26 protein-coding genes and 3 tRNA genes are annotated in these 25,067 nt (G+C 38.5%); 10 read left to right on the top strand and 19 right to left on the bottom strand.

Annotated elements, in window-relative coordinates; all coding sequences use genetic code 11:
* Window positions 1-35: 35 nt before the first annotated feature.
* Window positions 36-578 carry an LIC_12238 family plasminogen-binding lipoprotein gene (locus tag EHR07_RS09200; protein ID WP_135744818.1) on the top strand — a complete coding sequence of 181 codons (543 nt, stop codon included), beginning with the start codon at window positions 36-38 and terminating at the stop codon, window positions 576-578.
* On the opposite strand, the gene EHR07_RS09205 is transcribed toward EHR07_RS09200, so the two are convergent.
* Window positions 562-2,709, bottom strand: a complete 2,148-nt coding sequence (locus EHR07_RS09205; RefSeq protein WP_135744819.1) for a tetratricopeptide repeat protein — start codon at window positions 2,707-2,709, stop codon at window positions 562-564. The genes EHR07_RS09200 and EHR07_RS09205 overlap by 17 nt on opposite strands.
* 125 nt (window positions 2,710-2,834) lie before the next feature.
* Between EHR07_RS09205 and EHR07_RS09210 the strand changes: the two genes are divergently transcribed.
* Window positions 2,835-3,509 carry a hypothetical protein gene (locus tag EHR07_RS09210; protein ID WP_135744820.1) on the top strand — a complete coding sequence of 225 codons (675 nt, stop codon included), beginning with the start codon at window positions 2,835-2,837 and terminating at the stop codon, window positions 3,507-3,509.
* A 54-nt stretch (window positions 3,510-3,563) separates the two neighbouring features.
* Window positions 3,564-6,023 carry a PAS domain-containing hybrid sensor histidine kinase/response regulator gene (locus EHR07_RS09215; RefSeq protein ID WP_135744821.1) on the top strand — a complete coding sequence of 820 codons (2,460 nt, stop codon included), beginning with the start codon at window positions 3,564-3,566 and terminating at the stop codon, window positions 6,021-6,023.
* A 32-nt stretch (window positions 6,024-6,055) separates the two neighbouring features.
* On the opposite strand, the gene EHR07_RS09220 is transcribed toward EHR07_RS09215, so the two are convergent.
* From EHR07_RS09220 to EHR07_RS09260, 10 genes are all read right to left on the bottom strand, one after another.
* Window positions 6,056-6,385 carry a hypothetical protein gene (locus EHR07_RS09220; RefSeq protein WP_135744822.1) on the bottom strand — a complete coding sequence of 110 codons (330 nt, stop codon included), beginning with the start codon at window positions 6,383-6,385 and terminating at the stop codon, window positions 6,056-6,058.
* The gene (locus EHR07_RS19170) at window positions 6,382-7,065 is read right to left on the bottom strand and encodes a methyl-accepting chemotaxis protein (protein ID WP_244288927.1); all 684 of its coding nucleotides are present in this window, start codon (window positions 7,063-7,065) and stop codon (window positions 6,382-6,384) included. The genes EHR07_RS09220 and EHR07_RS19170 overlap by 4 nt, the downstream gene beginning before the upstream one ends.
* A 50-nt stretch (window positions 7,066-7,115) precedes the next feature.
* Window positions 7,116-8,156, bottom strand: coding sequence for a methyl-accepting chemotaxis protein (locus EHR07_RS19175; protein WP_244288928.1), 1,041 nt, complete (start codon window positions 8,154-8,156; stop codon window positions 7,116-7,118).
* 44 nt (window positions 8,157-8,200) lie between these two features.
* Complete coding sequence (locus EHR07_RS09230) at window positions 8,201-8,917, bottom strand: phosphate signaling complex PhoU family protein (RefSeq protein WP_208739831.1); 717 nt, start codon at window positions 8,915-8,917, stop codon at window positions 8,201-8,203.
* 31 nt (window positions 8,918-8,948) lie between these two features.
* Complete coding sequence (locus tag EHR07_RS09235) at window positions 8,949-9,428, bottom strand: chemotaxis protein CheW (RefSeq protein WP_135571893.1); 480 nt, start codon at window positions 9,426-9,428, stop codon at window positions 8,949-8,951.
* Window positions 9,429-9,457: 29 nt separating this feature from the next.
* Complete coding sequence (locus EHR07_RS09240; protein ID WP_135744824.1) at window positions 9,458-10,195, bottom strand: hypothetical protein; 738 nt, start codon at window positions 10,193-10,195, stop codon at window positions 9,458-9,460.
* A gap of 171 nt (window positions 10,196-10,366) precedes the next feature.
* Window positions 10,367-11,437, bottom strand: a complete 1,071-nt coding sequence (locus tag EHR07_RS09245) for a mannose-1-phosphate guanylyltransferase (RefSeq protein WP_135744825.1) — start codon at window positions 11,435-11,437, stop codon at window positions 10,367-10,369.
* A gap of 52 nt (window positions 11,438-11,489) precedes the next feature.
* Entirely contained in the window at window positions 11,490-11,741 is a 252-nt protein-coding gene (hfq, locus tag EHR07_RS09250) for an RNA chaperone Hfq (protein ID WP_135571899.1), read from the bottom strand.
* Window positions 11,742-11,762: 21 nt separating this feature from the next.
* Window positions 11,763-12,653: a tRNA (adenosine(37)-N6)-dimethylallyltransferase MiaA gene (gene miaA, locus EHR07_RS09255; RefSeq protein ID WP_135744826.1), complete on the bottom strand. Its 891-nt coding sequence runs from the start codon at window positions 12,651-12,653 to the stop codon at window positions 11,763-11,765.
* Window positions 12,650-13,114 carry an FYDLN acid domain-containing protein gene (locus tag EHR07_RS09260; protein ID WP_135744827.1) on the bottom strand — a complete coding sequence of 155 codons (465 nt, stop codon included), beginning with the start codon at window positions 13,112-13,114 and terminating at the stop codon, window positions 12,650-12,652. The genes miaA and EHR07_RS09260 overlap by 4 nt, the downstream gene beginning before the upstream one ends.
* A gap of 104 nt (window positions 13,115-13,218) precedes the next feature.
* Here EHR07_RS09260 and EHR07_RS09265 point away from each other — a divergent pair, with 104 nt between their 5' ends.
* A complete protein-coding gene (locus EHR07_RS09265) occupies window positions 13,219-13,998 on the top strand; it encodes a pyridoxine 5'-phosphate synthase (RefSeq protein ID WP_208739741.1) in 780 nt (259 codons plus the stop codon).
* Here EHR07_RS09265 and EHR07_RS09270 read toward each other — a convergent pair.
* On the bottom strand, window positions 13,967-14,974 hold the full coding sequence (locus EHR07_RS09270) for a tetratricopeptide repeat protein (protein WP_135744829.1): 1,008 nt from the start codon (window positions 14,972-14,974) through the stop codon (window positions 13,967-13,969). The two genes, EHR07_RS09265 and EHR07_RS09270, sit on opposite strands and share 32 nt — an antisense overlap.
* A gap of 112 nt (window positions 14,975-15,086) precedes the next feature.
* Here EHR07_RS09270 and EHR07_RS09275 point away from each other — a divergent pair, with 112 nt between their 5' ends.
* Together EHR07_RS09275 and nadB are read left to right on the top strand one after the other, a co-directional pair.
* Complete coding sequence (locus tag EHR07_RS09275) at window positions 15,087-16,925, top strand: S41 family peptidase (protein WP_135744830.1); 1,839 nt, start codon at window positions 15,087-15,089, stop codon at window positions 16,923-16,925.
* Window positions 16,926-16,976: 51 nt separating this feature from the next.
* A complete protein-coding gene (gene nadB, locus EHR07_RS09280; RefSeq protein WP_135744831.1) occupies window positions 16,977-18,578 on the top strand; it encodes an L-aspartate oxidase in 1,602 nt (533 codons plus the stop codon).
* A 188-nt stretch (window positions 18,579-18,766) separates the two neighbouring features.
* On the opposite strand, the gene EHR07_RS09285 is transcribed toward nadB, so the two are convergent.
* Window positions 18,767-18,982, bottom strand: coding sequence for a hypothetical protein (locus EHR07_RS09285; RefSeq protein ID WP_135744832.1), 216 nt, complete (start codon window positions 18,980-18,982; stop codon window positions 18,767-18,769).
* A 300-nt stretch (window positions 18,983-19,282) separates the two neighbouring features.
* Between EHR07_RS09285 and EHR07_RS09290 the strand changes: the two genes are divergently transcribed.
* On the top strand, window positions 19,283-20,413 hold the full coding sequence (locus EHR07_RS09290; protein WP_135744833.1) for a tyrosine-type recombinase/integrase: 1,131 nt from the start codon (window positions 19,283-19,285) through the stop codon (window positions 20,411-20,413).
* Window positions 20,414-20,560: 147 nt separating this feature from the next.
* On the top strand, window positions 20,561-20,941 hold the full coding sequence (locus tag EHR07_RS09295) for a DUF1801 domain-containing protein (RefSeq protein ID WP_135744834.1): 381 nt from the start codon (window positions 20,561-20,563) through the stop codon (window positions 20,939-20,941).
* A 155-nt stretch (window positions 20,942-21,096) separates the two neighbouring features.
* Here EHR07_RS09295 and EHR07_RS09300 read toward each other — a convergent pair whose 3' ends face one another.
* Window positions 21,097-21,396 (bottom strand): DUF805 domain-containing protein, encoded by a 300-nt coding sequence (locus tag EHR07_RS09300; protein WP_135744835.1) that lies wholly within the window; start codon window positions 21,394-21,396, stop codon window positions 21,097-21,099.
* A 103-nt stretch (window positions 21,397-21,499) separates the two neighbouring features.
* On the opposite strand from EHR07_RS09300, the gene EHR07_RS09305 reads away from it, so the two are divergent.
* Together EHR07_RS09305 and EHR07_RS09310 are read left to right on the top strand one after the other, a co-directional pair.
* A complete protein-coding gene (locus tag EHR07_RS09305; RefSeq protein ID WP_135744836.1) occupies window positions 21,500-22,099 on the top strand; it encodes a DJ-1/PfpI family protein in 600 nt (199 codons plus the stop codon).
* Window positions 22,100-22,302: 203 nt separating this feature from the next.
* Window positions 22,303-22,770 (top strand): DUF2798 domain-containing protein, encoded by a 468-nt coding sequence (locus EHR07_RS09310; protein WP_135744837.1) that lies wholly within the window; start codon window positions 22,303-22,305, stop codon window positions 22,768-22,770.
* Window positions 22,771-23,338: 568 nt separating this feature from the next.
* Here EHR07_RS09310 and EHR07_RS09315 read toward each other — a convergent pair.
* The 5 genes from EHR07_RS09315 to surE form a co-directional block, all read right to left on the bottom strand.
* Window positions 23,339-23,410: transfer RNA gene (locus EHR07_RS09315), tRNA-His, on the bottom strand.
* Window positions 23,411-23,428: 18 nt separating this feature from the next.
* Window positions 23,429-23,502, bottom strand: a tRNA-Arg gene (locus EHR07_RS09320).
* 17 nt (window positions 23,503-23,519) lie between these two features.
* Window positions 23,520-23,591 (bottom strand) — tRNA-Pro (locus tag EHR07_RS09325).
* Window positions 23,592-23,650: 59 nt separating this feature from the next.
* Window positions 23,651-24,322 (bottom strand): tetratricopeptide repeat protein, encoded by a 672-nt coding sequence (locus EHR07_RS09330; RefSeq protein ID WP_135744838.1) that lies wholly within the window; start codon window positions 24,320-24,322, stop codon window positions 23,651-23,653.
* A gap of 4 nt (window positions 24,323-24,326) precedes the next feature.
* The gene (gene surE / locus EHR07_RS09335; RefSeq protein ID WP_135744839.1) at window positions 24,327-25,067 is read right to left on the bottom strand and encodes a 5'/3'-nucleotidase SurE; all 741 of its coding nucleotides are present in this window, start codon (window positions 25,065-25,067) and stop codon (window positions 24,327-24,329) included.

Below are 25,067 nucleotides of genomic sequence, written 5' to 3' on the forward strand. Positions count from 1 at the left end.
GGAGAATTAGGAATTCTGTCGAAAATCAAACTAAGATGAGACAGAATTCGGTTCCAAGTCCCCTCATTCGGATTTTTTCCAAAAATATTTTCCCCCTACTTCCCATTCTTTTTACCATCACCCTCATCCAATGTGGTGTCCCCAAAGGTGAGTTTGGTTGGACGACCACCAAAATGGAAGAGATGGATATTTTAGAAAAACACATCCAAACCATCACCGACTATAAAATGATGCGAGATGATCTTATCTTTTCTCCCACAGACACCATTCATTATGTTTATCAATTTTCGAGAAGTCCTGGTTTAGAAACAGACTTCTATATTTCACTCAATCGTTATGAACTAGATTTTGTTGAAATTGATATCAAGAAAAAACGTGTAGAACCGGATTCCCTTGCCATAAGAGATGAATTTTCTCTGCTGAGGACAGGGGAGTATTTAATCAAAATTGTTCATGAAGGTGATACGGTAGACGAAGTAAAGTTTCGTGTTTTACCAGACGAAGGTTATACACAAGAAAATCTTGAACAAGAGTTAGCTGGTGACCAAACAGATGAAATCATCAAATACTCTCGTTAATCGGCGGTTGTATATTTCCTGTTTCTAAAATTCTTTTGACTCGTTCCAGTTCTTTCAAAGCAACACGGATATCTGTTTCGCCACCTTTGTTAACGATAAGTTCATAATACTCTTTTGCTTTTACAAAATCTCTAGATTCTTCAGCGAGCACTCCTAATCGAAATAATATTTTTACCAAAGGAATTTTATTTCTTTTGGTTTCTAATACACGGATGATTGCTTCCTGGTCTTCAATTTTTAAATCCATCAATCGATACTGCGAAAGAATATCATCGAGAGTTGTGACCATCAGATCTTTTTTTAAATTATGTTTTTTCTCGATTAAATCTTTGAGTTCTTTTTCAGCATTTAACATCTTTTCATCTAAACGTTTCCATTGTGAAAAGGAAAGATTTAGTTTGTTTCGTTCTAATTCGTTTCGTTTGTGTTTTTTATCTTTTTTACTCAGATAATAATAAGCGATCGATTCAAGTTCGGTAAGCCCTGTATCTGCATCTAACGAAGGATTCCAATCCTTACTATTTCTTTCCAACCAATACTCTAAAAATGGTGCAGCCCGGTCTGGGTCCCCAATCTGTGAATTGAAAAACACTCCAATTTCATAAGAAACTCTAGTTTTATCAACAGAATCAGGGGATAAATTAAAATACTTTTCGTAGTATTGACCCGCAAGAATATTCCTTTTTAAATCCGCATTGAGAGTGGCTAAACGTAAATTTGATTTTATGATTCTTTCTTGTTCTTCGGCAGTAGGATTCTTTACTTTTAAAAGTTCTACCAAACCTTTCTCATAAAAGTCAGCGGCCCTTTCTTTTTTACCATCTTGTCTGTATTGTTCGGCAATATCAGTTAACACCAAAGGATTTTCATTCCAAAGCCGATAAGCACGTTCGAGAATTAACTCATAAGCAAAAAAGTCTGTGTTTCTTTTATAATCGAATAAAACATAAATCCCTTTTCCCGCGGTACCAAGTTTATTTACAATCTTAAGACGTTCTTTGTTATCATCCTCTAATTTGCGAACCACATTGGCAAATGCGTATAAGTCGTTGGATTCAATTTGTTTGCGTTTGTTAAGATAGGCCAAATAACGTTGGTTTACGGATTCATCATATCTTTGTTTCGTTTGTTTTCGATTTTCTTCTGCGAGGCGGACATCCTCTTTCCAAACTTTTGATTGCGGAGTCAAATCCGCTAAACTTTTCCCTTCTCGGATCCAATTACTTTCTTTGATGTGGATATCATCTTTTGTTTTTTTTAATTTTTGTTCTGCTTGTTTCCATTCGTTATAAAAACGGTCATGTTCCTTTGCAGAACTTGCATCATATCCTAATACATCTTCTTTTTGCCATTCACCGTTTCGAAATCCTTCCTCTGTCATTTCCAATGGATGGTATCGAAACGCTGCAAGATAATGCCTTAACGCTGGTGCATACTTTTCGGACTCAACATACAACCGAGCAAGCCTTATGTGCAATTGGTATAATAAGGGTGAGTCCCGAACAATATAAGTTTCTGTATTTTTATGAGTACTTTGCCACAACAAAAGACGAATATCATTCATCTCCGTTCGGGAATTATATACATTCCCCTTTTCTCGGTCTTCCCAAATTCGTTTTTCTTCTATGAACTGACTATAATAACGTTTGAGAAGCCCTTCCGCCTCACGGATCTTAGTTTCTATATTTTTAGGTCCAGACTCTACGCCCGCATCCACTGGAGTGTCCGCTCCCGGTATCACAGGAACATCCTGTGCATTGGGATCTAAAGCTTTTGGTTCTTCCCTAAGAGCAATTCCAGAATCTTCGTCGATAGGAATTCTTTTTTCTGAATCTAAGGTTTGGATTTCTTCTGTGGAGATGACTTGTAAGGGAGATAAATAAAGTCCAGACAAAGGATTTCTTCTGTCCTCTTCTCCTGCCCAAAGATTCCTTGGTGCCAAAAAGGCCAAAAGAACTAAAAAAAGAAACCCTGTCACAAAGGAGAGAGAGGTGAAAGTATAACTAATGGCAAAAGGTATCTGAGTTTCCTTTTTCACCGAATGGCAAATTTCCCCCAGTTTCCCAAGAAATCCATTTTCCCTAGTTTTTTCGTCCCTACCCAGATCACCTGGAGCCCAATCCTGCTGCATCAATGGCGTAATTTTTCCTAGTCTTACTATCGGCGAAAAATCAAATTTTAACAACCAAAAGGGGTTGTATATTTAGAATGACTGGCGTTCATTGTAGCCAATCGACCAGCAGAACTGGATCTCTTATGTCAAAAAACATCGTCGAACGGTATCTCGTACTCAAAAACAAATACCGAAATTATGATACCAAATACGCCTTAAAACGAATGCAAGCATTTCGGCTTGCTACCCAAGAATTGTCGCGCAAAGGATATGAAGTTGCTTTGGAACTGCTTGGATCCATTAACTTTGGTATTGTAGATCCAACCTCTGATGTCGATTGTATTTTGCTTTTAGAATGCGATTTACATAAAGACCAAAGTTGTTGTCCTGCTCACTGCACCAATTTGTCATTTGTAAAAACGGAAATTTCCAAATTTGTTTTAAAGAGATTGGCTCCGGAAACATTTAACATTGATTATTTGGATTCTATCAATTTAAAATACGTTGAAGAAAAAATCAGAACCGAAACTGTTTTAGGTGATGAGACATTATACTGTTTATTATTTTATAGAAATATCGGTAGGCCTGTCAATCGCCCACTGTTCATTCCCTTTTGTGACCAACTAGAAGAAAACCATGACTTCGTGAAAGAAATTATTCCCTGGGCGGCCGATGCCCTAGAAGGTTACCTAAACACCAACCAACACAGAATGTCATTCAATAAGTATAACGAGAGGATTCGTGCAAGGGGTTTGAGTCTTCCTGAGGGTTTACAACAGGAATTACAAGCCTACATGGAAGGAAAAACTTCAACTTAAGTACAACGTAAATATTATTGTTTACCATTCCGCCAGAATCCCTATTCTTTTGCCATGCCGAAGGGAATTTGGACGAAAAGAGGTAAGTTGTATCCCTACTTACTTTCGAACATTATTCTTTTTATTTTTGTCACCATTGCTTTTTTATTTTATACCGCCAGTGAACGAAACATCGATGAGGCAGAAGAAAATCGTTACCGTTCCTTACGAATAGCCAACGAACTTAGACAATCTTCGGACCAACTTACAAACTTAGTCCGATTGTATGTCATCCAAAGGGATACAAAATACAAAGAGTATTTCCAAATGATTTTGGATATCCGCAATGGGGATTTTCCAAGACCCAAAAATTACGGTTATGCGTATTGGGATTTTGTCATTGCCGGCAAACTTCCACCCCCTTCGGATGAAGGAGAAAAAATCAGCATATATGAATTAATGAAAAATGCAAATTTTCTCGAATCCGATTTTTTATTACTTTCACAATCAAAAATCAAATCAGACGAGTTAACTAAAATTGAGTTTCAAACAATGTCTCTTGTAGAAAGGGATATGAAAAATGGATTCAAAACAGATCCTCATGTGATCAATTCATTATTTGATGATCACTACCTCCAAGCCAAAGCGGAGATTTTGAAACCGATTAATGACTTATACTATCAGTTAAATGATCGTACCACAAAAGCCATAGAAGATGCGAAAAAAAAAGTGTTTGTTTTTAAGACCATCCTCGTCACAGCTGCGGTATTCTTTGCCATGAGTCTATTTCTGACACATAGGTCACTAACAACTATCATTGGTGGAAGTGTTGATGAAGCATTTCATAAAATATCTTCCTTGGGGGAAGGAAACTTTTCCGGTGATATCAAACCCGCTATGTTTAAAAATTCCATTTTACATAGTTTGAATATTACGCAAAAAAGATTACAACAATTATACGAAGAAAGTGAATCTAGCAAAAAAAGTGTTATAGAAAGTGAATCAAAACTCAGAAGCATTTTAGATAATGTTTCTGCTTGTATTTATTTAAAAGATATCAACGCCAGGTATCTTTTTGCAAATAAAGAAGTATGCGATTTATTCGGGTATCCACTGGAAGAGATTCTCAATCAAACAGACGATAAGTTCTTAGATAAAGAAACAGCAAAACAAATTCTAAAAAATGATAAATCTGTCCTACTAGAAGGAAAAACATTACATGCCGAAGAAGAAATAACAAGTCGCGTCGACGGTAAAACTTATTCCTTTCTCACTGTGAAAATTCCATTAAAAAACCAATCTGGTGAAATTTATGCTCTTTGTGGTATCTCAACTGATATCGGTTTAACCAAAGAAATTCAAAAAGAATTAGAACGCGCGAAAGACACCGCAGAAATAGCAAATCGCGCCAAATCAGAATTCTCAGCTTCGATGAGTCATGAAATCCGAACTCCTTTGAATGGAGTCATTGGATTAACGCAAATCCTTTTAAAAACCAACTTAGATTTAGAACAAGAATCCTTAGTTAAATCAATAGCCTCAGCAGGAAATTCACTACTCACCATACTCAATGATATCCTTGACTTTTCGAAAATGGAGGCAGGAAAGTTAACAATCGAAAAAATTAAGTTTGATATCCACCATACTGTTACCGAAATTTTTGATTTATTATCCATTGGATCCAAATCAAAATCGATTGAGTTAAAACTAGAAATCGATCCAAACGTTCCACAATTTATTTATTCCGATCCAGGAAGAATCCGACAAATTATATTCAATTTATTAGGAAATGCTATTAAATTCACTGAAAAAGGTTATGTGATCCTACGTCTTAAAAAAGAAAAAGAATGGATACGTATTGAAGTCGAAGATTCTGGAATCGGAATCGCAAATGAAAAAAAGCAGTTTATCTTTCATAAATTTTCACAAGTCGATGCTTCCACTTCTCGCAAGTATGGAGGAACTGGTTTAGGTCTAGCCATTTCAGAAAGATTAGTATCTTTACTTGGTGGAACCATTGGAGTGGAGAGTCAATTAAACAAAGGAAGTATATTCTGGTGTAACTTACCTTATGAAAAGGAAAATTCTTCCAACGTAAGAAAGGAATCGGATTCAGATTCTGCTTTACCCAAGGTAATTGAATCAACATTTACGAACCAAAAGTTTTTGATTGTTGAAGATAATATACTAAACCAAAAAGTCATTGGAGGACTCTTAAAAAAATACAATATACAATATGATGTAGCAGAAAATGGCGAAGTTGCGGTAAACCTTTTCCAACAAAACAAATATGATTTGATTTTAATGGATTGTGAAATGCCCGTGATGGATGGTTTTGAAGCCACATTAAAAATAAGAGAATTAGAAAAAACAAAATCTGAAAAAACGATCATCATCGCCGTTACCGCTCATGTATTAAACGAACACAAAGAAAAATGTTATGCCGTTGGAATGGATGGATTTATTGGAAAACCATTTTACATTGAAAATTTATTAAACACCTATAGTGAAATTCTAAAACATCAAAAATCATAATTCAGTTTTATTTTCCAGTACATCCGAAAAAATTAATTTTTCTTTTCTCGATTTGTTACGTGATCCAAATTTCCATCTCCATAACTATTTGTTATTTCGGCAATGATCACTTGGTAACCTTCATACCATTTTGAATATTGAGACTTTGCTGTTTTATGATCTGAAAATGTTTTTAGCGCATCCAAACCTTTCTGCGATTGAAAATAGTACACCACGGCCATCGTCCCTTTTTCCTGGTCCCACCATTGGTCTTTACCTAAATATTCGGGATGGTTTTCGACAAAGGATTCAATGGAACGGTCCAAGGATTGAAATTCTTCATCTGCTTTTTTTTGTTTAAAAATGAATGTTGCTGAAATCACAATTTAAACAAAGATAATTCTTTGTTTAAATCGACAATTAGAGAATTTAGATCCGCAGAGGATTTAGCAGTTTTTTCCGACATCAACGATAACTTCGCTGTGTCATTTGCTAAATGATGGACGGATGTTCCCATTTCTTCATTCACTTTTTTTTGTTCTTCCGTGGCAAAAGATACCGATGTGGAACGGTTCACGATATTTTCTGATTGTTTGCGAATTTCTTCCACTTCTGCTATCTGTTCTAAATTTGCTTCATTCACTTTATCAATACTATTGATAATTTCGAGGACACTCTCAGAAAGATATTTAAACGTTTCATTGGCAGATTTTACAGATTCAACAGACTGAGTGGTCGAAACAGAAACACGTTTAATCAATTCCGAAATGGTTTTTGTAGATGAAGCTGTTCTTTCTGCTAATTTCCCCACTTCGGAGGCAACCACTGCAAATCCCCTTCCCATATCACCAGCCCTTGCTGCCTCAATGGATGCATTTAACGCGAGTAAGTTGACCTGTTCGGAGATTTCTTTAATGATTTCAAGAATTTTACCAATTTCGATAGCGTTTTTATCTACCTCTTTGATCGATTCAATTGTTGTAATAATTGATTTTGCGCTTTTGTTTACTTCATTTTCGACTGAATCTGCTTTTTCTTTGGCATATAATGAAACCTCTTTCAAACTTGAGGATAAAGTAAATAAATGGATGATCGATTCATTGGTAGAAGCTGTTAATTTTTTTGTTCTAATGCGTCTGAATAAATCCCATTGATAGAAGAACCATTTTCTTCTAGAGCAGCAGCAACTTCTTCCAATGATGCCGCTTGGATTTGCGAATGTTCAGCGGAATCAGCGGACAAAATTTCCAAATTTTTTGCTTCTTCCTCTATTTTTACCGAGTGATTGATAATAGATGAGATCAATCGATTTAACTTTAATTTTGCATCGTTCAAGTAAACAGAGATGAGACCAATTTCATTCCTTGTTTGGTTTAATTTTAATTCAGAACGCAAATCTCCGTCTGAAAAGGATTTTAACATAGCAGAAACATCACGAATGGTTGCAGAAGTATTTCCTGTTAAATTCCAAATGACAAAAAACAAAAGAGCAATCATGGAAAGAATAAAAAAGCTCAATCCGTAACAAATATTTTCTAAATGATGTACGTCTACTTGTGAACGAAATTGATAATAAATATAAAATGAAAAAATAAAGTATCCGATGACAAATGTTGAAAATATAGGAAAAAGCAAATTTGCAAATAAACTTAAGGGAGGTAAATGTAACTGGTTATAGACTTCATACAGTTTTTTTTCAACAGTCACATAAAAAATGGAAGAAATCGCCATAGCGAGTATGATCCCGAGGATGATAAAAAATACAACTTCCCCATAAGTTTTCACTAAACTATATTGGTAAGCAAGTAACATTGTTAAAATTGGCCCACCTACGTTTGTGGACAAAATGTTCAATGCCCCTGCCTTGGAAAAACCCCGAATGAAGTTTAATTCCTTTTGTGTGTATATAATTCCTTCGGGTCTTCGCATTTGTTTTCGAAATTCCCGGTTTTTAAGAAAAAATAAAATAGCATGTATACCGATGATTGGCGGAGCTAAATAAATTAGAATTTTCAGAATTGACTCAAAATTTTCTAACCCAAACAAAAAGAACATACCGGCAAAATAAAGAAATGGATCTAAATTTGTGATAAGAAGATAAGGAACCATAAATCCTGATCTTTTCTGGTTTTGGTGAGGTTCGCTTGGAGTCATAGAGAAGGAAATTAATTCCTTTCTATTGCGTTTGTCAATTTATTTTAGGGAAAATGCGAGGCTTTCGTTTTGACGTTTTCTAAATGGCGGATGTCTTTTCCTGTATTAAGTCGGACAAGTTCTTCTGCTACGTTCACAGCATAATCACCTAACCTTTCCAAGGCGAGAATTATGCGATATACATCTGCAAATTCTTGTTTTTCCATATCGGGAATACAACGATACTTATGGAATGCTTGGTCACAAAGTGCATTCAATTCATCTTCTAAGGAATTCACACTTCCCATAAACCTTTCTTTTTCCTCGACAAGGGATTCGATGGCCATTCCCGCAAGTGTTGTGACACGAGACAAAATCAAGGTCATAGGTTCTTCGTTTTTAAAAAGACCTTTGCGAATGGTTTTATGGCGAAATACATCGGCACAATTCACCACCTGGTCTCCCATCCTTTCCATATTCCTTGTAATCCGGATGGCAGAAAGGGCAAACCTAAGGGGATCTTTTTTTAAGACAATATCATTGTCCACATCACCCATACCTAGAATGTTACGATTACTCACTGCTTCTAAAATGGCATTTTGGGAAAGGTTATCGTTTTCCTTTTCTAAATCATCAATGAGATCATCCCGTTCCACAATGCGTTCTGCTTGGGCATAATCATCCGATTCCAAAGCTTCACTAAGGAGGATCACTTGCTCTAAAACTAATTCAGCCATAGAATACAAATTCTTTCTTAAGTAGTAAAACTTGGAAATAATCATATCAGGCATTTTTAGCAGAACCTACCTATTATTAGACGGTTGCCAACTCGGTGATTTCGTCGACTGTGAGAATTTTTTCAATATCAATTAAAATGATGAACCTATTATCTTTTTTACCTACACCTGTGATGTATCTGGATGAAATTCCTTTGACCGAAGGTGGAGGTGGGTCCACTTGGTTGGCAGGAAAATGAACCACATGTGACACTTTGTCCACAATCACACCAATGGATTTACCAGAGACGTTGATGACAATGGCACGGTCGGCCGAACCATCCGTAATATTTTTAATATTGAGACGTTTGGCAAGGTCGATCATTCGAACGACTTTTCCTCGTATGTCCATAATTCCTGCGAAGAAACTTTTGGACTGTGGAACACGGATTAGGTTAGTGATTTTGACAATCTCTTCGACTATGGTGATGGGAATTGCATATTCTTCATCGCCCAAATTGAATATAATGTACTGCTCATGAATGAATTGGTTTGCCGATGATGTTTCTTTTGCCATATAACTTTCTACAATTTTCCAGCCTACGTCTAAAAGTAGACGTAGCCGTTATAGAAAAAATATGAACCGAAACTAAGAAATGACAACACTTTTGTCATTAGGACAGAACGTTTTCTGACAAGAAAATCCAAAAGTCCTGCGGCCATTCCTAAAATGCCTAAAGTCAGTCCTAATACGACATAATCATAGTAGAGATAATAGACCAAACAGCCGAATCCGACGCCCATACAGATATCTTGCAAATCTCCCCAGACCCGTCTCTTAAAACGCACCCAGAGCGATCCTCGTGCCTCTCTGGCCTCACGACGTTCTCTCCTCCAACGTTGGAAACGAGTTTCCCTAACAATCCCGAAAATGGAATCATAACGAGTGGATGGAAATAAAGCAGACTCCAAAGGGAATCTTTGAGATCGACCTTTTTCAGGAGTATCTGGTACAAAGGGGGGATAAATTTCGTACGCCCCTCCAATACATGCTAACATGTCTTTATCAGGAAGGGTGCTAAAGTATTCGCGAAAGGGCCAAATCTTTCGAAAGACTGGGTAAGCACGGCCAGAAGTGATGTCCTTCTCACCTTGTACAGTACCGTTCTTCACAGTGGCACCATACATGCGACCTTTCTCTTCTTTGATTTCTACAGCTAACCGAACGAGTCGTTCGTGAAAATTAAACTCAGCCTCCAGGACATCCCCGAGAGGTGTTTCCAGGATAAATGCTCGGATGAAACCGGGTGTGCGGGGTTTCTGTTTCCTCCAGACTTGTTTCATAACAAATCTATCGGAGGAAACATTAAGTCACTGAAGAAAGATTATTTCTTCTTTTTGTGTCTGTTGGCTCTGCGTTTTTTCTTACGTTTGTGGGTTGCGATTTTTCTACGCTTTCTCTTTTTTCCGGAAGGCATTCCTTCCTCCTTATATCAAGCCTGTTCTGTCAAATTTCTAGTCGAGGTACTTTTGTAAAACTTTATTTTTCCTCATTGTGGATAACATCGCTTTGATATCACCCACTCCCTCGCGAGAAGTGACAAGAAGGACATCTGGTTCTTCTACAACAATGAGGTCCTTCACACCAAGGAAGGTTATGAGTTCTTTTTGCACCGAAGAAATATTTCCTGAAGCCTTATGATAGAGCACTTCTTTTCCTTGGTGGTGGTTTTTATCCTTGTCACCAGGCAAAATCCTTTCTAAAGACATCCAAGATCCAACGTCGTCCCAATTGAAAGTAGCCTCTACCATCCGAATTCGATTGGATTTTTCCATAATGGCAGTATCGATGGCCTCAGAAGGAAGCATTTGGAAGGCCGTTTTTAAATCTCCAAAACTCTTAAAAGGGAATCCATTTTTTAAGGGATTTAAAATATGAGGAGCATGGCGTTCTAGTTCCGAAAGAATGGTTTCTGTGCGGAAAAGAAAAATCCCTGGGTTCCAATAAAAATTCTTTTTTTTGATATATTTTAGAGCCGTTTTAAAATCAGGTTTCTCAAAAAATGCTTTTACCGTATACCCTACATCAGTTGGTTTTCCTGTACTAATGTATCCGTAACCCACTTCCGGACGGTTTGGTTTCACACCCAAAAGTACCATTCCATTGGCTGTCTCGTATAATGCTTGTTCGATAGTCTTTGTAAATTCTTTGATGGGATCGATAAAGGCATCGGCTGATAAAACAATTAAGTTTGGGTTTCCAAATTTTTTCTGAAAGTAAAGTGCCGAAAGTGCAATGATGGGTGCTGTGTTTTTGCCCTCTGGTTCCAAAATGAAATTGGTGGAGGGAAACTTGGGATCTTTTTTAAGAATCTCCGCTTTTAGGTTCGCGTTGGTTCCAATATAAATTCGATCAAGTGTAGTAATGGTAAGAGCGCGGTCGATGGTCTCGCGAAGTAAGGTTTTATTGGAATAAACTTTCTGGAGTTGTTTCGGGGAATTGGTGCGGGAGCGAGGCCAAAACCTCTCTCCCTTTCCGCCAGCCATAATGAGGACAACCGGGGATTCTTTAGGTAATTTTGCCATAGGGTTTGGAACCAGAATCTAAGAAAGCAGAAAGAGGAAAACCAGAAAAGAGTTAGGCTCCTCCCGCTTCTTTCGGTGTTTCTTCACTATGGAGTTTGATTGGTTTTGCAGGAATGATGGTAGAAATGGCGTGTTTATACACCAAATTCTGTTTATTATCGTTTTCTAGGATGATTGTGAAGTTGTCAAAACTGACAACCTTTCCTTTCAGCGGAACTCCGTTTAACAAGTAGATGGTGAGATCAATTTTCTCCTTTCTTGCTGTATTTAGAAGTTGGTCTTGGATATTATTTTTTGCCGACATTGGAAATCCCGAGTGTTTTCTCTATATTTTATCTATATTTGTAAACAATTGGACAGCTGCTTCGAAAGAAATGGGCGAAAGTAATGGATCTTTTTTGAACCAAGTGATCTGTCGTTTCGCATAATTTCTATGACTTTGTGCCAACTGCTCAATGAATGTATTAATGTCTATGGTTCCATTTAAGAAAGCAAGCGCAAAATTGTAACCTAAGGTTCGTAGACCCGGACAATCCGCCCCGTATCTAGAAATTACTTCTTTCGTCTCCGCTAACATTCCTGTGGCGATCTGTTTTACCCTTGTATTAATCCTTTGGTAAAGGATATCACGGGGCCAATCCAACCAATGTCCAATGATTTGTACGTCAGGATGTTCTCTTAAGTATCCTCCAACAGTATCTCTCGAAACATCGGACCATAAAACTCCAGTAAGCACAACTTCCAATGCCCTTTTGATTCTATATCCATCTTGTGGGGACAAGGAAGTTAGGGCTTTGGGATCTTTGGAAAAAAGTTGTGTCCTTGCTTCCTCTAAAGAAAGTTCTAAAACATAATCTTTAGTTTCCTTGGGTACATTTGGTACGGGGTACATTCCCAATAGAAATGCTCTGAGGTAGAATCCGGTTCCACCAATCAGGAATGGAATTTTTCCTCGCGCGGTAATATCTTGGATAGCCTCCCCGGCCCAAATAGAAAATTGGCTGGCATTGACTGACTCGTTGGCATTTAAAAATCCAACAAGCCAATGGCGGATGTAAGTGGACTCTTCGTGAGTAGGGGCCGTTGTGCCTACCGGTAAGTCCCGGTAGACTTGGCGTGAGTCAAAAGAAACAATTTCGAAACGTTTAGGGTCAAGGGTTTGGGAAAGTGCGGTTTTTCCAGAACCTGTTGGTCCACCAAGGACAGGAAGGATCAAACCTCTTCCTCGGCTACGACCTCCTCTTCTTCGGTCTCTTCCAATTCTTCCGTTTCTTCTAAAAGTTCATCATCTTCCAAAACTGGCTCTTCCTCTTCTTCCACTTCGTATTCGGAACTGCGAATGGCAGCCATCCGAGATTTGATGGCAGGTTTGGCCAATTGGTCTGCACCACATTTGGGGCATTTTTTTTCAGGTTTGTTCAAATCATAAAACTTTGTTCCGCAAGAGTAACAGCTGAACTTTTTTCCCAAAGGGTTATTGGGATCGATTTTTACAGCGGGTGTTGCTTTTGGAGCTGGCAAAGCCTTGGCCTTCGTAGCGGGAACTTTAGCACCGGCCACGGGCTTTTTTTTATCTTCCTTCGGGGAAGCGGACTTTGCGTCCTTGGTTGGTTTTTCTTTGGCTACCGCTTTTTTCTTGGGCGGGGCCTGCTTCTTGACTGCTTTTTTTGCGACCATAAACGTACTTTTGACAGTTTTGGAAATCCCCTCTCGGGGACAACCTTTTTGAAATTGGACGGTTTTCTCCTGGATGAAAATTAATGAAAAGTTTTTTTTTTCCTATGACCCAATTAAGTGTCAATGTCAACAAGATCGCCACTCTGCGTAATTCTCGTGGTGGATCCATTCCTAACGTCATTCAAATTTCAGAAATTATCCTGAATGCAGGTGCCTACGGCTTAACCATCCATCCCAGAGAGGATGAAAGGCATATCACCAAACAGGATGTATTCGAAATAAGAGAGTTTCTAGTAACTTACAACGAAAAATTGTTAAAAAAGGGAATTCCCAAAAAAGAATTTAATATCGAAGGCGAACCAAGTGCACGTTTTTTAGACCTAGTCCTTGCAGCCAAACCGGACCAGGCCACCTTAGTACCGGTAAAACCTGGAGAAATCACCTCTGATCACGGATTCGACTTAAATGACAAAACAGTGTTCCAAACTTTAAAATCGATGATAGGACGTTTCCACGAAGCAGGAATTCGTGTTTCTTTGTTTATGGAAACCGATTTTGAACAGTATTCGCTAGTGAAGGAATTAGAAGCGGATCGAATCGAACTCTATACAGGACCTTTTGCTTCGGCTTATGAAAGTTCCAAAGAGGAAGGTTTATCGAGTTTTAAAGAATATGAAATAGCGGCAACAGAAGCAAACAAACTAGGGTTAGGTGTAAATGCAGGACATGATTTGGATACAAATAATCTTAAACTATTTGCAAAACTTCCCTATTTGAAAGAAGTATCCATCGGCCATAGGTTAGTGAGCCAAAGCCTAGTGGACGGAATGGAGAAAACAATCAAAGAATATCTTAAAGTTCTTTCGCAAGGAAACGTAACTTAGAATACTGAGGGTCTTGTTCTAATAGTAATTTGGCTGCTCTTTCCAGTGCAAGTGCCAATTGTCCTTCGAGTTTTCCTTTTCTTTTTGTAATTTGGATTTCGGAAATAAAACTACGAAGGGCGTCTCTCGCTTGTGATTCATTTCCAGAGGCAGATGCCTGTTTCACTTTTTTCCAAGCGTCAGTGATGGCAGTCCCTGGTTTCCATGTTGTCCCTTGCATGGGTACACCCGCTTCTGTACCAAGGGAGGAACTCACGGAAACCACTCCCGCACTGGCACCAATCGCTTCTTTTCCCGATTCCCCTCGGTGATAACCTGCTGTGTCCCAAATCTTGGAAAAAGGATCTGATTTCATTTGATCAGCATAAAGACGTTCTTTATAAGATAATGCGGAAAGACGAATTTCTTTTTGAATATTGGATTTGTCATTTTCACTCAAACGTTGGAAACAATCCGCAAGAACTCCCCGTCGTAAAGATTCTTTGGTAAGGATCCCACGTTGTGATAAAAATAAAAAGGATGTTACTTCTGGTGTTTTGTTTTCCTTACAATGTTTTTGTGTTTCTGTAAATACCGCTAACACCTCGCCATCTTTAGAATGGGCTTTGAGGTCGGCTAAGTTTCCCGATTTTTCGGCAGAAATCCTTAACATATTTTTATAAAGGCTGTCATTGGGATTTTTTTCTAGAGCCTTTCGGAATGCCGTATAACTTTCCGAATAATTGCCCCGATGATATTCCAGGAGTCCCCAAGTATAACACAAATATCCATCATCTGTATCCCGAGTTCGGCAAACATATCTTAGTCGAGACATTGCCTCTTCCCTCGTTTCGGCGGACTCCCAAACATCCAAAAGCACCTCTTCCAAAAAAATGAGAGTTTCCAAACTGTACGGGTCCCGGGTAGGGTTTTTCTGAGGCTCTGAAGTACAAAACCCAAGGGAAAGAGTGAAAATCAGGACAACGAATGGACGCATGGCACCGTCTATGATATAGTTGTGTCCTAGATTTGTCCCGAATTTTTTTGAGTTGCATGGACTGGAAAATCGGAAATTCTTAGGATAATCTATCCACTTTACGAGCGATCCCTTGAAACGAATTGTTTACCTACTTTCCTTTTTCACCCTACTTAGTTTTGCCCTTCCTGTAGGCTTTATTTCCTGCGAACCGGAAGCCAAAAAAGCTCCTAACCGTGTAACCAATTTTACCTACCAAGACTTCGAAACCGTGGTCAAATCTGTAGATAAGTTCTACATTGATAAAAATATCAATAAAAACAGGGCATTCACCGATGCGGCTTCTTTTGCTGTTCTCAGTATGCCCCATCCACTTTATATTTACCCAGAAAGTTATTTCAATGAAAGGGAAAAATATGACGACAAAGAAGATCTTTGGCCTGGAAAAACTTTTAAAATTTCACCATCCGACAAATTCGTGTTATTTGATCCGGACTACACTCTTGTAGAAAAAATTCAAAAAGAGAAACTAAAGAAAAACGAAAATAGAAAACTTTCCGATGCAGAAGTCAAAAAACTCATCGAAAAAGAAAAATTAAAAAAATCTGTCATCGCAGCCAAATGGGAAGAAATTAATTTCTCACGCAAAGAATTTGACCGAGTCATTACTTACATCCAAGACAATTTAGAAACCTACAAAACCCCTGTCCTCAAGGGACTTGTAGAACTTGATGGGGAACTTCCGGAAGAAGAGGAAGATAAAAAAGAATTTAGCATGGAACAAGTGTTTCTTGCTGCTGCCAACGGTTACCTAAATTCTTTAGATCCACATTCTAATGTTTTTTTGAAAGAGATGTGGGAAGAATCAATGGCAAAAATCAGCGATGGTTCCTTTGAAGGAATTGGAGCGATTTTATCTGGCGGTGGAAGCCGAGAAGTTGTGGTGGAAAACCCACTAGAAGGAAGCCCTGCTGTGAAAGCAGGAATCCGAAGTGGAGACACAATCGTTGCCGTAGACGGTAAAGTTATCAAGAACCTAACACTCGATAAAGTGGTAAAAAAAATCAAAGGACCAAAAGCAACAAAAGTGGTTCTGACTATCACTAGAAAAGGAAATACCGGAAAAACCGATATCGAAGTGATTCGTGATAAAATTACGATTAAAAACGTAACCCATCATATCGTAAAAGAAAATCCACAAGTTGGTTATATCAAACTCACAGGATTTGTAAAACCAGGTCCTGGCGAAGCTCCGATTGATACACAAATTGCCAATGCAGTGGTAGAGATGGAACAAGAAGCCAAAGAAAGTGGAAAACCTTTAAAAGCACTTATCCTTGACTTACGTGGTAACTCTGGTGGGTATTTAGATCTTGCGATTGATATTGCTGATATGTTTATCGAAAAAGGAATGATTGTATTCACAAGAACTCCATTTCGTAGCGATGAAGAAAAATATGCTAAAAACAAGGATATCACCAAACTTCCGCTAGTTGTTTTAATCAATTCCAAATCCGCTTCAGCTTCGGAAATTGTAGCAAGTGCGATCCAACACCACGGCCGTGGGATTTTACTTGGGGAAAGAACTTTTGGTAAAGCCACTGTTCAAAGTTTAAATAACTTAGAAAACAATCCGGATTACTTACTGAAAATTACAAATGCAAGATACTATTCTCCATCTGGAAAAACCATCCAAGTTGTGGGAGTATCTCCTGACATTGAAGTTTCAGAAGAACCAGACGGCAGTTTCCCTTTCCGTTATCGTGAAGAGGATATGTGGAACCATCTCCCTCTTATCCCACACGAAGGAGTCGTAAAATCCAAATTCAATGTCAATGCCATCAAAGAATATGCAAAGAAAAATGGGAAAGCAGATGCTTTCTTAAAATCACATGCAAACGATGCCATCAAACCAGACTACATGTTAATCAGAAGTTTGGATTACATTGAAGGAATGTTAAATTCAAAATAATACAGAAGTCCAAAAGATAAGGATATTAGATTAATATAAATTGGAAACCATGTGACTCGAATTAAAACAGATTTTTTAATCATCGGAAGCGGAGTGAGTGGCCTCTTTACCGCATTGAAGTTGGCTCCGCTTGGATCCGTAGTCGTTGTCACTAAAAAAGCAGACTACGAATCCAATACCAATTATGCACAAGGGGGAATTGCCTCTGTTTTCGATGATAAGGATAAGTTCGAGGAACACATCCAAGATACCTTAGAATCAGGAGCGGGACTTTGTGATTTAGATGCTGTGCGAGTGTTAGTGGAAGAAGGACCCACAAGGGTCAGGGAACTTCTAGACCTTGGTGTTCCTTTTACCAGAAACCAAACGGGGGAATTGGACCTTGCCCGCGAAGGTGGTCATAGCAAAAATAGGATCATCCATTCACTCGATAGAACCGGAAGTGCCGTAGAACAGTCGTTACTTGACCATGTTCATGCCAATAAAAATATCCAAATTTTGGAAAACCATGCCTGTGTGGATCTCATCACCAAACACCATTTAAAGGATAAAGGAAATCTTCCTTTAAGGTGTTATGGTGCTTATATAGTCGATACAGAAACAGGTGAGGTATTTCCAGTTCTCGCTAAAAAAACAATTTTAGCCACGGGTGGTGCCGGTCAGGTGTATTTACACACAACCAATCCGAACATTGCCACTGGTGATGGTGTGGCCAGTGCCTACCGTGCAGGGGCCATCGTCAAAAATATGGAATTTTATCAGTTCCATCCCACTTCTCTTTTTCACGAACAAGGAAATAGTTTTTTAATTTCAGAAGCAGTGCGAGGCCATGGTGGCATCTTACGAGAGATAGGTGGTAGACCTTTCATGAAAGACTATCATACGTTAGGGGAACTTGCACCTCGTGATATTGTGGCTCGTGCCATCGATGATACGATGAAAAAAAGAGGAGAACCTCATGTCCTTCTCGATATCACTCACAGACCTGCCAACGACATCATCAATCACTTTCCATCGATTTATGAACGTTGTAAAAAACTAGGAATCGATATCACAACCGATCCTATTCCTGTGGTGCCAGCAGCACATTATATGTGTGGTGGTGTGGCAACCGATCTTCTCGGACGAACTAATATTGCTGACTTATATGCTTGTGGGGAAACCACTTGCACAGGAGTCCACGGTGGAAACCGATTGGCATCCAATAGTTTACTCGAATGCCTTGTTTTCTCCCATAGAATTGCTGGAGATATCCAGTCCCAAGGAAAACTAAGTTATTCCGCTGAAACAGATCTTATCCCTGATTGGAACAAAGAAGGAACTACCAATACAGAAGAATGGGTTCTTATCTCCCATGATTTGATCGAAATCAAAACCATTATGAGTAATTACGTTGGGATTGTGCGTTCAGATATGCGACTCGAAAGAGCCCTTCGCAGGATAAAACTGATCTCGGAAGAAGTAAAAGACTATTACAATAGGACCACTGTCTCTCTGGGTTTACTAGAACTTCGAAATTTAGTAAAAGTCGCTGAACTCATAGTTCGCTCTGCACTTTTACGAAAAGAAAGTCGCGGTCTTCATTTTAGTACGGACTATCCAGAAGATAGAACCCCTTCCAGACAAGATACCATCCTTTCTCACAAACTATAAAAGACAAACAAAGGTTAAGCGCCAGGGACCCTAGCGGAAATCCTTTCTCGTAAGAGAAAGATTGGAGCGGAGGGCCCGGTCCTTTTTCGTTTTGAATTACTATTTAGAGAAAAAATTGGAGGCGCCCACCTAACATTAACTAAAACAATTAAGAAATTACGAATCCAAAAAATTCCACCAAATAAATATTAACCTCTGAATCCAAGAATGGTATAAACAATTCCTAAAATGATGGGTAGGATGGAATAACTAAACACATGGATGAAGTATCCACGTTTTTCGCCCCATTTTTGTTTCATCGGTTCTAATTTCCAAAAAAAACTCGGTTTGTAAATGCGGAGGATATAGGTGGTGGTTCCATAAAGAATAAAAAATACGCCGAGTCCGACAGTGAATAGGTTCATAAGTCTCCTTGATATTCTCTAACTTATGTGAGAATGCGAACTTTCCAAGAAAAAAAAGTGATGAAATTGGTTTTCGCTATCGGAATGGGAAAGGCCGTGATAAAGGGGAAACATTGGGTGGCGGGTCTAGAACCCCTCCCAAACTCAGGGCGGGGATACTATATTCGCACATTCTTTCTTGCCCCCAACCCCACAAAGAAATACACGAATATCAAATAATACTGCGAAAACATACAAATTCAAGAACCAAAACAATAAGATCCCACCTAACTAAAATAACAATATAAGGTTAGGTACAAAATGATAAAACTTCGTTATTCCCTCGATGACAATCGGTTCCATTTACGATTTGGATATTCGACTACTTATTTCTCTATGGCAAAATCGATTCCCAACGCACTTTACCATTACCCTACCAAGTCATGGTCTTATCCCAATGATCCAAAAACCATAAAACAAGTATTAAATGAATTTGAACCTTATGACATTCGAATCTCTCCAAAAGAAATTCCCAAAAAATGCGGACTTTTAGATGATTTTCTAAAAGCAACAAGGGATAGAAATTTCACTTTCTGCACAACAAAAACTTACTTTTCTCATTTGTTTCGATTACTGATGTTTACAGAAAAACTTCCATCTAACATAAAAATGATGGATATTGAAAATTATTTAGACCATTTTGTAATAGAGCGCGGCGCAAAAGCTTCAAGTGTTCGTTCAGCAAGACAGGCGTTTATCTTCTATTTTCGTGAAGTAAGAAAGCAGTTCACTGATCTAAAATTTCCTAAAATGAAAGTAGAATCTAAACTACCAGAAGTTTTGTCAGCGGAAGAAACAAGAGCCATTTTTAACGCTTTGCCAAATCAAAAACATAAATTGTTACTACTCATCAGTTACTCTTCCGGATTACGTGTAAGTGAAGTGATTCATTTAAAAATAACGGATATAGATTTTAAACGAAATATGGTTCGTGTCACCCAAGGGAAAGGTAAAAAAGATAGGTATACCATACTTGCGAGTTCCCTTGTGGAAGAACTTAAAGAATATTTAAAAGTCAGGGAATACAATTTATTATTACGACAAAGTTATAACGAAATGCGAGCCAACCCTTGGTTATTTCCAGGAATGAAAAATAGACCACTTAATATTCGTACTGCGGAAAGTATTTTCACAAATGCGGCGCAAAAAGCAAAAATCCAAAAGAAGGTTAGTTTTCATAGTTTGCGGCATGCATTTGCCACACATCTTTTAGAATTGGGAACAGATCTACGAATGATCCAAACTTTACTCGGACACGCAAGTGTCCGAACCACACAAATTTATACAAAAGTGGCAAGAAGCCGGTTAGAAAATATCGTCAGTCCTTTGGACCGAATTCCAAACCAAAAAGAAAAAACGATCCTTTTGCCAGAAAACAAACAAAAAGACTAATCATCATTTTTTCGGTGACCCATCCAAATTATTTTTTATCCACAAACCATTTACTCTTACTTTAACATTTAGTTGACGAAAACCAAATCGCCCACACTCTTCTATTCATTCTTTTCCAAATAGAATGGACGAAACCAACACAAAACAATGAGAGACAAATTCGAACAATTTTATTCTTCTTTAACAGAAACTGAAATTTCAATTGTTATGCGACTTAAAGAAATTTTGAAACCATTTGAAACTCTCGAAGAAAGGATTTCTTATTCTGTCCTCTACTACTTTCAAAATAGTCGTGTTTGTTTTATTTGGCCAGCTTCGATCAAACCTGGACCAAAATCGGGAGTCCAGTTTGGATTTTGTAACGGTTATCTGTTATACGATCCAAATCAAAAACTTGAAAAAGAAAACCGCAAACAAGTTTATTGTCTCACATTTCATTCAGTCACTGAAATCAACGAATATGAACTTAATAATTTTATAAAAAATGCTTTAGAAGTGGACCAAAGTATTTTTAAAAAGAAAAAGTAGTGCGTTCCCAATGGTTATGTAACCTCCAATCCTTATCAAAAAGGGCCGGGTCACTTCGGGGTGCGCTAACGCTCCCGTCACCAACCATCTAACGATGGCAGGTGACCAAGCCCTACGTCCCCCTAACGCGAGCGGAAACTAAACTTAAAAAAAAATTAGCCTTTTCCCTTTTGTGCCCAGAAATAAATTAAAACAAGCACTCCAATTCCTGTTAGACCAATCAATTGCCACCACCCACTCATTCCCACATCATGAAGACGACGAGAACCTACACTCAAACTTGGCAACAAAACGGCTAAAGAAAAAACGGCACCAATGATAGGAAGAACCATGTTAAGTATCGCACTAATGATGATACAAAAGACAACCCACCACCAGAACTCTGGCCTTTTTGCTGTGCCACTAAAATCAGCATATTTTTGAAAACATACCTTTATCGCATCTTGGAATGACATATTGTTTTACCTTCCACTGAATCACTTATTTTGTTTCATTACAAACGAGCCATATTAGAAATTAATTTTTAATCATGTAAAGTAAAAAAAGAGGGATGTATATATGTTACATATAGGAATTCTCATATTCCCTGAAGTGGAAGTATTGGACTTTGCCGGTCCCTTTGAAGTATTTTCTATCGCAGAAAACAACGATCAGAAAAAATTATGTAATGTATTTTTAGTCTCAGAAAACCTTTCTCCCGTTAAAGCAAGAAACGGACTTATAGTTTTGCCTAACTTTGAATACAAAAATTGCCCGCCAATGGACATTTTGATAGTCCCTGGAGGATACGGTGCCGAAGAGATAGAGATTAAAAATCAAACAACCCTTAGTTGGATCAAAACAAAATACTTAGCAGTTAAACATTTAGCTTCCATTTGTACAGGAGCTTTTTTATTAGCAGAATTAGGACTTTTAAAGGGATTAGATGTGACCACTCATTGGATGGATATAAATACTCTCAAAAACAATTACCCTCTGTTAAACGTGAAAGAGAAATTAAGATATACAGATAATGGAAAAATCCTTACATCGGGAGGAATCTCCTCCGGTATCCATTTGAGTTTTTATCTTCTTCAAAAACTATTTGGATTAGAGGTAGCCACTCGAACCGCAAAACGGATGGAATATGATTGGAGTTCGGACCAAGATAGGTTGTAAGAATATTCGTTCGATGAGTTACGGTGTAATCCGATGTATTTTCACCAATTCATCTTTAAAAAAAATTCACTTATGTTTCTTTTATGGCAAATGTTTACACAAGGATACTTAGTATCTTTTCCGATGAAATCTATTGCCAGAATGAACCATAAAAATAAAAGTGCTCCTGATTTCATTTTCCTAAAAAATGAAAAGAAGATTTCTTGAATCGAATTCTTAAAGAAGAATTAGTTTTTTCTACAATGATGCCAATTGGTATGGTAACGGTTATGTTATCATATAACATGATTTTAATTTTTGGATTTCATTCCAATACCTTACTAATGATTTTAAAACAGTTTATTCCCATTTTTTTAATTGCCTTTGCGGTAGAACAATTAGTGGTAAGTCATAATGTAAAGAAATTACATAAAATTTTTGTCTCTCCAAGTGATCCCAAGTTTAAACATATATTAATCATGGTTTTACTTATGGTTACATCAATGTGTTTACTCATGACCCTCATCACAACCCTGATCAATATAGGAACAGAAAATCATTTTCTCAAACATTACATCAGTTCAGTCATTAAAAATTATCCAGTAGCACTTCTTGCGCAGCTAATCGTCGTCGGCCCCATCGTCCGCTCTATCCAAGTAAAACTATTTAGCAAACCAAAACTTGTTTCTTAAGTAACTCTCTCTACTTATACCAAATTTCCCTAATGAATTCGAAGCCTTTCTTAAAAAATGGCATGGGAGCCGAACAGCATACACGGATGTATGCGAGCGGGAGCTCTGGCCATGGAGGGCCAGGCGAACGCGAGGCGCCCATGCCATTTTTTAAGAAAGTATATTCGCTAAAGGGGAAATTACAAATTGGGTGGATGACGGGATTCGCCTTCCACGGTTCTCCCATCCAGGTCGAACTCGTTCCAGGCCGTCTTTTGCGAGCCCTCGCACATCCATGTGCTCGGTCGTTCTCGCTTAACGCCAATTAGGCAAGGTGTCTAACCAAATTACCTACTCGAACTCTATCGCAAAATCGTTCGAATCCCAATAAACTTTAGTCTTAAGTAAAATCTATACTTGTACGCAATTTCCCAATGAAATCGAAGCTTTTTCCTCAAAAGTCCACGGGCGCCGAACAGCATACACGGATGTATGCGTGCGTGAGCTATGGCCACGGAGGGCCAGGCGAACGCGAGGCGGCCGTGGACTTTTGAGGAAAAATTTTATCGTTGAAGGGGGAATTACAATGGGTGGATGACGGGATTCGAACCCGCGACGACCGGTACCACAAACCGGGGCTCTACCGCTGAACTACATCCACCGTTTCTAGAACAATCATCGACCCGAGAGGGATTCGAACCCCCGACCAACTGCTTAGAAGGCAGTTGCTCTATCCAGCTGAGCTACCGGGTCAGATAGAACCAACTGATTCGGGATGACAGGATTTGAACCTGCGACCCTCTGTACCCAAAACAGATGCGCTACCACTGCGCTACATCCCGAGAAAGTCCTTGAAACACCAGTGTTTTTGGCTTGAGGACTGTGTCAACAAAACGGAGATTTATTTCTTTAGGTTCTTCAATCTTTCTAAGAGGATGGGATGGTTTGGGTTCTTTTGTAGGGCTTTGCGATAGGCTTTCCAAGCTTCCTCTGGTTTTCCAATGGTTTGCAAAAAATAACCAAAGGAATCCAAATAGGCTGGGTTGTTGGGATCGAGTTCCAGAGCTTTTTTTAAAGACCGGATGGCTTCCGAACGTTCTTCCGTATTTAGCTTTTTTTTCAAAGCAAGGAGGTAACCAAGGGAATTTAAACTGTTTTTGTAATCGGGAGTATGCCTTAAAATCCTTCTATGGATATCGATGGCTTCTTCCAAACGATGTGTGTATTCATAAACATGGGCTAAAAAAGAAAGGAGTTTGGCATCATCCACTGCGACTTGCAATCTTTCTTTGATAATGGATTCGGCTGTTTCCCAATCCTTTAATTCCACAAGGGCAAATACTTTTAGGCGGTACACATTGTCCAGTTCAATGAATCCAGGGTATTCGCTGAGGATCCGGTCCAAAACCTGAATTGATTTTTTAAAGTTTTTAGTCTGAAAACAACATAATGCAAAATTATACAAAAGGATTGGGTCTTCTGGATTTTGGAGTAAGGCCTGGTCCAAAAGGTTTAGTGCCATAGCATAATTGCCTTTATTCATGTAACCGAGGTAGTCTGTTTCTTCAGCCATTGGTTTACTTAGATTGTAGTTCCTTTAATCGAATCTTTTCCGTTAGATCCAATTGAATCGGTGTGACAGGAAGTTTTCCTTGGTAATAGGCTTCAAAGTCAGTTCCTGTTTCTTCATCATGTCCAAGCAAACTTCCGTTTAACTGAAATTCGCTGACACCTTCTATGATTTGTTTTTTTTCATACTTTTCGGAGTAACGACGACGACCAAGACGAGTAAACACAACTTCGTTTAATGTGCCTGAACCAGAAATTTCGGGAGGGAAATTTAAATTCCATACTTCGCCGGACTGAATCTGCGATTTGTATTTCTCCAAAAAAGATAAAACTAGTTCGGCTTCTTTCTCATAACCATCGTCAGGATCGATCCTACCTGAACTCACGGCAAGAGAGGGAATCCCATGGAGGGCTCCATGTTTGGCTGCGCCAACAGTTCCCGAATAATGGACATCATATCCCATATTCACACCACGGTTGATTCCTGAGATGACAAAGTCAATTTTCGGAAAAATCTCAGCATACAATCCAATGTTCACACAATCAGCTGGAAAACCGTCGGCAATAAAATGGTTGTCATTGATTCTTTCGACTCGCATCCCTTGGAAGATGGTGAGTGCCATGGATGTCACAGAACGTTCTTTCAATGGTGCGATGAGATAAGTGTTATAGGATTTACCAAGAACACGTTCTAAGGCTTTAATTCCAGCGGATGAAATTCCATCGTCATTAGTAATGAGTAAATTCAA

This window comes from Leptospira bandrabouensis (assembly GCF_004770905.1).
In the GTDB taxonomy this organism is placed as follows: Bacteria; Spirochaetota; Leptospiria; order Leptospirales; family Leptospiraceae; genus Leptospira_A; species Leptospira_A bandrabouensis.